Annotated in this window: 6 protein-coding genes and 1 riboswitch; of the genes, 4 read left to right on the top strand and 2 right to left on the bottom strand. The window is 56.0% G+C overall.

Annotation, left to right across the window (positions count from 1 at the left end; genetic code table 11):
* The 3 genes from OEW58_10140 to metF all read left to right on the top strand — a co-directional run.
* Positions 1-455: methionine adenosyltransferase domain-containing protein (locus OEW58_10140; GenBank protein MDH5301709.1), on the top strand; the 455-nt coding region annotated here is incomplete at its 5' end.
* 49 nt (positions 456-504) lie between these two features.
* Positions 505-588, top strand: a riboswitch (S-adenosyl-L-homocysteine riboswitch).
* 19 nt (positions 589-607) lie between these two features.
* Positions 608-2023: an adenosylhomocysteinase gene (ahcY, locus tag OEW58_10135; protein ID MDH5301708.1), complete on the top strand. Its 1416-nt coding sequence runs from the start codon at positions 608-610 to the stop codon at positions 2021-2023.
* 86 nt (positions 2024-2109) lie between these two features.
* Entirely contained in the window at positions 2110-2961 is an 852-nt protein-coding gene (metF, locus tag OEW58_10130; protein MDH5301707.1) for a methylenetetrahydrofolate reductase [NAD(P)H], read from the top strand.
* A gap of 51 nt (positions 2962-3012) precedes the next feature.
* Here metF and OEW58_10125 read toward each other — a convergent pair whose 3' ends face one another.
* Both OEW58_10125 and OEW58_10120 read right to left on the bottom strand, forming a co-directional pair.
* Complete coding sequence (locus OEW58_10125) at positions 3013-3723, bottom strand: DUF1566 domain-containing protein (protein MDH5301706.1); 711 nt, start codon at positions 3721-3723, stop codon at positions 3013-3015.
* Between the two features lie 12 nt (positions 3724-3735).
* A complete protein-coding gene (locus OEW58_10120) occupies positions 3736-5355 on the bottom strand; it encodes a DUF1566 domain-containing protein (protein ID MDH5301705.1) in 1620 nt (539 codons plus the stop codon).
* Between the two features lie 249 nt (positions 5356-5604).
* Here OEW58_10120 and OEW58_10115 point away from each other — a divergent pair, with 249 nt between their 5' ends.
* Positions 5605-6951, top strand: coding sequence for an adenosylmethionine--8-amino-7-oxononanoate transaminase (locus OEW58_10115; protein ID MDH5301704.1), 1347 nt, complete (start codon positions 5605-5607; stop codon positions 6949-6951).
* Positions 6952-6982 lie beyond the last annotated feature (31 nt).

Genomic DNA, 6982 nt, shown 5'->3' with positions numbered 1-6982 from the left:
GTCCAGACGGTGATGCAGGTCTGACCGGCCGCAAGATCATCGTTGACACCTACGGCGGCATGGCTCGTCACGGTGGCGGCGCGTTCTCCGGCAAGGATCCTTCCAAGGTTGACCGCTCTGCTGCTTATGCGGGTCGCTATGTGGCGAAAAACATCGTTGCTGCCGGCCTGGCTGAGCGTTGCGAAATCCAGGTTTCTTATGCCATCGGCGTGGCTCAGCCCACCTCGATCACCATCGAAACCTTCGGCACGGGCAAGATCAGCGAAGACCGCATGATCCAGTTGGTACGTGAGCATTTCGACCTGCGTCCCAAAGGCATCGTGGCCATGCTGGACCTGCTGCGTCCCATCTACCAGCAAACAGCCGCCTACGGTCACTTTGGCCGCACCGAGGCTGAACTGAGCTGGGAGCGCACCGACAAAGCTGACGCCCTGCGCGCTGCTGCCGGTCTATAATCGTAACACCGCGGGCCGCCCTTCTCTGGGCGGCCCGTTTCCTTTCCCGTACTCTGAGGGGCGCTGCAGCAGGTCAACTCCTGTCAGGCTCAGAGAACGGTTCAGTTAACTGAATCAACGGCGCTCACTCTGTAACCATTAGGAGATGAGACATGACAGTACCTGCGGGTTTTACTGACTATAAAGTTGCCGATATTTCCCTGGCCTCCTGGGGCCGCAAGGAAATCGCCATTGCCGAAACCGAAATGCCAGGTCTGATGGCACTGCGCGAAGAATACGGCCAATCCAAGCCACTGACTGGCGCCCGCATCATGGGCAGCCTGCACATGACTATCCAAACTGCCGTACTGATCGAAACCCTGGTTTACCTGGGTGCCGAAGTACGTTGGGTGTCCTGCAATATTTTCTCAACCCAGGATCACGCTGCTGCAGCCATTGCTGCCGCTGGCATTCCTGTGTTCGCCTGGAAAGGTGAAACCATCGAAGAATACTGGTGGTGTACCGAGCAGGCCTTCAACTGGCCCAACGGCAAACTGCCTAACATGATCCTGGACGACGGCGGCGACGCCACCCTGCTGGTACACAAGGGCGTGGAATTCGAAAAGGCCGGTGCCGTTCCTGCGGCCAAAGCGGACGACAACGAAGAATGGAAAGCCATTCTGGACGTACTGCGCCGCAGCCTGAAATCCAGCCCCAGCAAATGGCAGGCAATTGCCGAGAGCATCAAGGGCGTTACCGAAGAAACCACCACCGGCGTTCACCGCCTGTACGAAATGATGAAGAAAGGCCAACTGCTGTTCCCGGCCATGAACGTCAATGATTCGGTCACCAAATCCAAGTTCGACAACCTCTACGGCTGCCGCGAATCGCTGCTGGACGGCATCAAGCGCGCCACTGACGTGATGATCGCCGGCAAAATCTGCGTGGTGCTGGGCTATGGCGACGTGGGCAAGGGCTGTGCACAAGCCTTCCGCGGCATGGGCGCCACCACCTGGGTGACTGAAATCGATCCGATCTGCGCTCTGCAGGCAGCGATGGAAGGCTACCGCGTGGTCAACATGGACGAAGCCGCCAAGCTGGGCGACATCTTCGTCACCACCACCGGCAACGTCAATGTCATCGACCATCACCACATGCTGGCGATGAAAGATCAGGCCATCGTCTGCAACATTGGTCACTTTGATTCCGAGATCAACATTGCCTCACTGGAAAAATACGAGTGGGAAGAAATCAAGCCGCAGGTAGATCACGTTATTTTCCCTGACGGCAAGCGCATCATCATCCTGGCCAAAGGCCGACTGGTGAATCTGGGCTGCGCCACCGGCCACCCCAGCTTCGTGATGTCAGCCTCGTTCACCAATCAGGTCATGGCGCAGATCGAGTTCTTCCAGCACGCGGAAAAGTACGAAAACAAGGTCTACATCCTGCCCAAGGTTCTGGACGAGAAGGTCGCCCGCCTGCATCTGCAAAAGATCGGCGTTCACCTCACTCAGCTGAGCCAAAAGCAGGCCGACTACATCGGCGTGCCGGTTGAAGGCCCGTACAAACCCGCCCATTATCGTTATTAATTCAGGCAGTGCGTGGCGGGCGACAAGCCCGCCGCTGGTTGGCGGATGAAGCCTTTCATCCGCCATCTTTTTTAGGAATACGAACCATGGAAACCCAAGAAAAATACCCCAAGAGCTTTAGCCTGGAATTTTTCCCGCCCAAAACTGCAGAAGGCGCGATCAAGCTGCGTCAGACCCGTGAAGAACTGGCTAAACTCAATCCGTCCTACATTTCAGTCACCTTCGGTGCCGGCGGTTCCACCCAGTCCGGCACGCTGGAAACGGTACTGGAAATAAAAAACGCCGGCATTGAAGCTGCCCCGCATTTGTCCTGCATCAGCTCCAGCAAGGCTGAACTGCGCGAATTGCTGCGCACCTATCAGCAAAACGGCATTAAACGCATCGTTGCCCTGCGCGGTGATTTGCCGTCCGGCGCAGGAACATCGCTGGGCGAGTTGCGCTATGCCAACGAGCTGGTGGAGTTTATCCGCACTGAAACGGGTGATCACTTCAGACTGGAAGTAGCGGCCTATCCGGAGTTTCACCCGCAGGCGGCTTCGGCCTCGGCGGATCTGGAAAACTTCAAGCGCAAGGTAGATGCTGGTGCCAACGCGGCGATCACCCAGTATTTTTTCAACCCGGATGCCTACTTCAGTTTTGTCGACAGCGTGGAGCGCATGGGCGTGGACATCCCCATCATTCCCGGCATCATGCCCATCACCAACTACAAGCAGTTGGCGCGCTTTTCCGACATGTGCGGCGCAGAAATTCCACGCTGGATTCGCAAGCGCCTGGAAGACTTTGCCGACGACGTCGACAGCTTGCGAGCCTTTGGCCTGGATCTGACCATCGATCTGTGCGCCACGCTGCTGGAGCACGACGCGCCCGGTCTGCATTTCTACACCATGAATCAGACCGGCCCCACCAGCAAAATCTGGAAAGCGCTCAATCTGAGCTAACAAAAAAGCCGCGAATTTCGCGGCTTTTTTGCGTTGAGCGAATCAATTCCCCTAGGGCGCGTCCTTCACCAGCCACACCATCAATTCAGAGCCTGTGTCGGCACGTCCACCCACCACCATTGTCTCACCCTTGGCAAAGTCAACCACCCAAACAGGAACCGTCGAATACAAAACATTTCGCTCAGGCGTATTGGTCCACACAAACGCCGAAAACTTTCCCGAATTGGAACTGGTGCCCGAGCCATCCACCCCGGTAAACACCGAAACATTTAGCGCCGGGTAGGCACACTTGCGTTCTATCAACGATGCCAATTCCTTCACGTTGGGCAAACGCCAGCCGGTATAGGTCAAACCATCTGCACCCACCACCGACGCTGCAGCCGCCAAGGTCATCGCATCACTCCACCTGTAAACAGCCGGCGTATTCAGATCTTTGACGCACGAACCATTGGCGTAATTGCCAGCATCCCGATGCGCCGAGTAACCCAGCGGACACTTGGACCACAACAGGTTGGTCTTGGTGTCCTTGATCACCGAGGCGCCGTCGAAATCCGTCGCTGCAGAAAGAACAGGCACAACCGTCCCCGCAAGCGTGTAGCTACTGCGACCATCCACCGCCACAAATCGCGCGGTGGGAGTGGTGGCCACCAAGTCGGTTCGCAAAACCCCTGAGACCTTCTCACTTTGACACTGCGAATCGCCCGCTGACACCGCCCCCGATAAGGTCAGCACCGCCAATGAAATCATCATTCGTTTCATCATGTTGTTCATCCCTTATGGCAGCGTTTGCTCGGTAACCAAACGGACATAGTGCTTTCCACGATCAGCGCCCACTTTAGACTGACTGCGCTCCTGAGGAAATCCATCCCCGGTCATACTCAGCGCAAAATTGATATACCAAGCCTCGGAACCACCCGTTGAAGATGCATTGGTGTCTGCCGTCCAGTATCCAAACCCCGGCAAGAGGGTTGAGTCATCAATCGGCGACTGTGCTTCGAAATCTGTATCAGGGAACGGCCCCGCCATCACATAATTTTGTGAACGGCCATAATCCACCAGTCCTCGCAGTTCCTCAGTATCTGGCAAACGCCAGCCGGTCAAACCACACAGTTTCAGCAAGTTCACATCGGCGGCATAAAATGAGGTGTTGCACGGGGTAGAAGAGCCGTCATTGTCCGCATTACAACTGTAATGACCCACGGTACCGGAATTGCCGCCATTGCGCTTGGCATCCGGCTCGTACCAGTATTTAATCCGCTGATAACTGCGCACCGAATTCATGTTCTTATCGAACACTTCCCACACCAGACCGGTCACATTGTCTTTGGCACAGGCCGCAACTCCGTTCACCATATCGGTGATCAGTACGCCGTTCGCATCGTAATAGGTAAAATCAAACGCCTTGGTTCCGGCCAGTTTGTCCCTGCCATAATCCGCGTCCTGCTTGCCCGCTGTCCCGTTAGGGTTGCTGGTAATTACACCCGTATCGTTTTGCGGACGGAATGTAGAGCGAGTGTCCGTGTCATTGTCGGTAATCACCAGATTAACCGTCGCCCCGGCTGCCACGGTGGTATCTGTACCCATTTTTTCCATGCTGATGGTGGCACTCTCAGTACCTTCCACCAAACCGTCGTCCACCACCCGGATGACCAACTTGCCGGAACGCACTGCATTAGTTTCATCCGCTGGAAAAACAAGGGTGAGATCATCGCTGGTACTTTCAGGCGCAGGCTGCAAACGCACGCCGTCAAATTCAATCACGTAGTCAGAACGAAAGCTGGCAGTGGCACCACTAACATCCTTGATCACGACCGTGCTCTCCACCGCACTGGCACCGTTAATCGTGACATCCAGTGACACGTCTGCGCTGGGTCCTTCGGTCACGTTACCATTCGGAGCAGTACTCAAAGCCATGCTTACCTGGGGTTTCGGATCGTCATTGAGGATGGTACCCGTCGCCCGCGATAATCCCAAAGTAATGCCTTCAGGCACGGTAATGCTCACGCCAAGCACTTCGTTGTACTCGTAGACAGCGTCGTTGGTCACAGCGACATCAATGTAAACTTCGCTAACCCCAGCCGGCATCAAAACGCTGCCGGTTGCGCTGGTATAATCAGCGCCGGCAGTCGCTTCGACCACCCCTGCCGCACCGGTCAACACCGTGGAATAACTGATTTGCGAATCAACCGTCAGCGGGGGATTGGCTACCAAGCGGAATCGCAAATTGCCGCTGCTTTCCTGAGCGCTCGCATCGTAAACGGACACGCCCACGGTTTCTGCTTGTTTTTTGCCCGGCTTTTTACTGCAACCTGTTGCTCCCAACAGCATGCCCACCAGCCCCAGGCCGACCAGGGACGTCACGCAATACCGGCGGAAACCTTCAAAACTGTCCATGCCCACTCCAAATCACCCTAGACTATTCGCAGAACGGTTGGTCTTGTTGAATAAAGCGCCAAACTATAGCACACTTTTTTCGTAGGTGTGCTACGCCTACCCCGACCAAAACGTCACCTGGACCGGGCAATTTTGACTAAGACCAAACGGCTAATCCCATAAATATTTCCTTAGTTTTATCGTCCACAAATTAACCGGCTATTAACGCCACGAATGTGACCCAATCAACACTATGGAACAATGCCTCCCATGAGCAATGCCCAACTGTTACAACGCGATCTTTCCGTTCTTTGGCATCCTTGCACCCAGATGAAGGACCACGAATGGCTGCCACTGGTGCCCATCAAACGCGGCCAAGGGGTCTGGCTGGAGGATTTCGAAGGCAAACGCTATCTGGACGCCATCAGCTCCTGGTGGGTGAATCTGTTCGGTCACGCCAACCCCAGAATCAATCAGGCGCTGAAAAATCAACTGGATACGCTCGAGCACGTAATCCTCGCCGGCTTCTCCCACGAGCCCGCCATTGAACTGGCCGAGCGCCTGGTCAAGCTCTCCCCGCCGGGACTGGACCGGGTGTTCTATGCCGACAACGGCAGTGCCGCCGTCGAGGTGGCACTGAAAATGAGCTTTCACTACTGGCGCAACACCGGCAAGGGTCATAAAACCCGCTTTGTCAGCCTGAGCAACAGTTACCACGGTGAAACACTGGGAGCACTGGCCGTGGGCGACGTTGCGCTGTACAAGGAAACCTACGCCCCGTTACTGCTGGAGCCGATCACCATCCCCAGCCCCGACTGCTACCATCGCGAGCCCGGCGTCAGCTGGGAACAGCACAGCCGCACGATGTTCGAGCACATGCGCCGCACCCTGGAACAGCGCGCCGACGAAATCTGCGCCGTCATCGTCGAACCGCTGGTGCAATGTGCCGGCAGCATGCGCATGTATCACCCGGCTTATCTCAAACTGTTGCGCGAGGCCTGCGACGAGTTTGGCGTCCACCTGATCGCCGACGAGATTGCTGTCGGTTTTGGCCGTACAGGCACGCTGTTCGCCTGCGAGCAGGCCGGCATCAGCCCGGATTTCATGTGCCTCTCCAAAGGACTCACCGGCGGCTACCTGCCACTTTCAGCGGTACTCACCCGCAACAACATCTACCAGGCGTTTTACGACGAATACGAAAAACTCACTGCCTTTCTGCACTCGCACAGCTACACCGGCAATGCCTTGGCCTGCCGCGCGGCACTCGCCACCCTGGATATTTTTGAACAGGACAATGTCATTGAAAACAACAAGATACTGATCGACAAGCTGGCCAAGTCACTCACCTGCTTTGCCGACCACCCGCACATCGCCGAGGTCCGCCAGACCGGCCTGATCGCGGCGGTGGAAATGGTGCAGGACAAAGCCAGCAAAACCCCCTTCCCCTGGCAACAACGGCGCGGCCTGCGCGTCTACCAGCATGGACTACAAAAGGGGGTATTGCTGCGCCCACTGGGCAATGTCACCTATTTCATGCCCCCCTACATCATCAACGACGATGAACTGGAATTGATGGTCAACACCGCCTGGGAGGGAATTCAGCTCGCCTGCAAATAAAATGAGAATCGTTATCATTTGCTATTGATAA

This window comes from Gammaproteobacteria bacterium (genome assembly GCA_029884425.1).
Classification (GTDB): domain Bacteria; phylum Pseudomonadota; class Gammaproteobacteria; order S012-40; family S012-40; genus JAOUHV01.
This window is presented reverse-complemented; position numbering and strand designations above follow the sequence as displayed.

Excerpts from the sequence above, each read along its gene's own strand:
- OEW58_10115 (MDH5301704.1), top strand. The coding sequence starts at position 5,605 with ATGAGCAATGCCCAACTGTTACAACGCGATCTTTCCGTTCTTTGGCAT.
- OEW58_10120 (MDH5301705.1), bottom strand. The coding sequence starts at position 5,355 with ATGGACAGTTTTGAAGGTTTCCGCCGGTATTGCGTGACGTCCCTGGTC.
- metF (MDH5301707.1), top strand. The coding sequence starts at position 2,110 with ATGGAAACCCAAGAAAAATACCCCAAGAGCTTTAGCCTGGAATTTTTC.
- OEW58_10125 (MDH5301706.1), bottom strand. The coding sequence starts at position 3,723 with ATGATGAAACGAATGATGATTTCATTGGCGGTGCTGACCTTATCGGGG.
- ahcY (MDH5301708.1), top strand. The coding sequence starts at position 608 with ATGACAGTACCTGCGGGTTTTACTGACTATAAAGTTGCCGATATTTCC.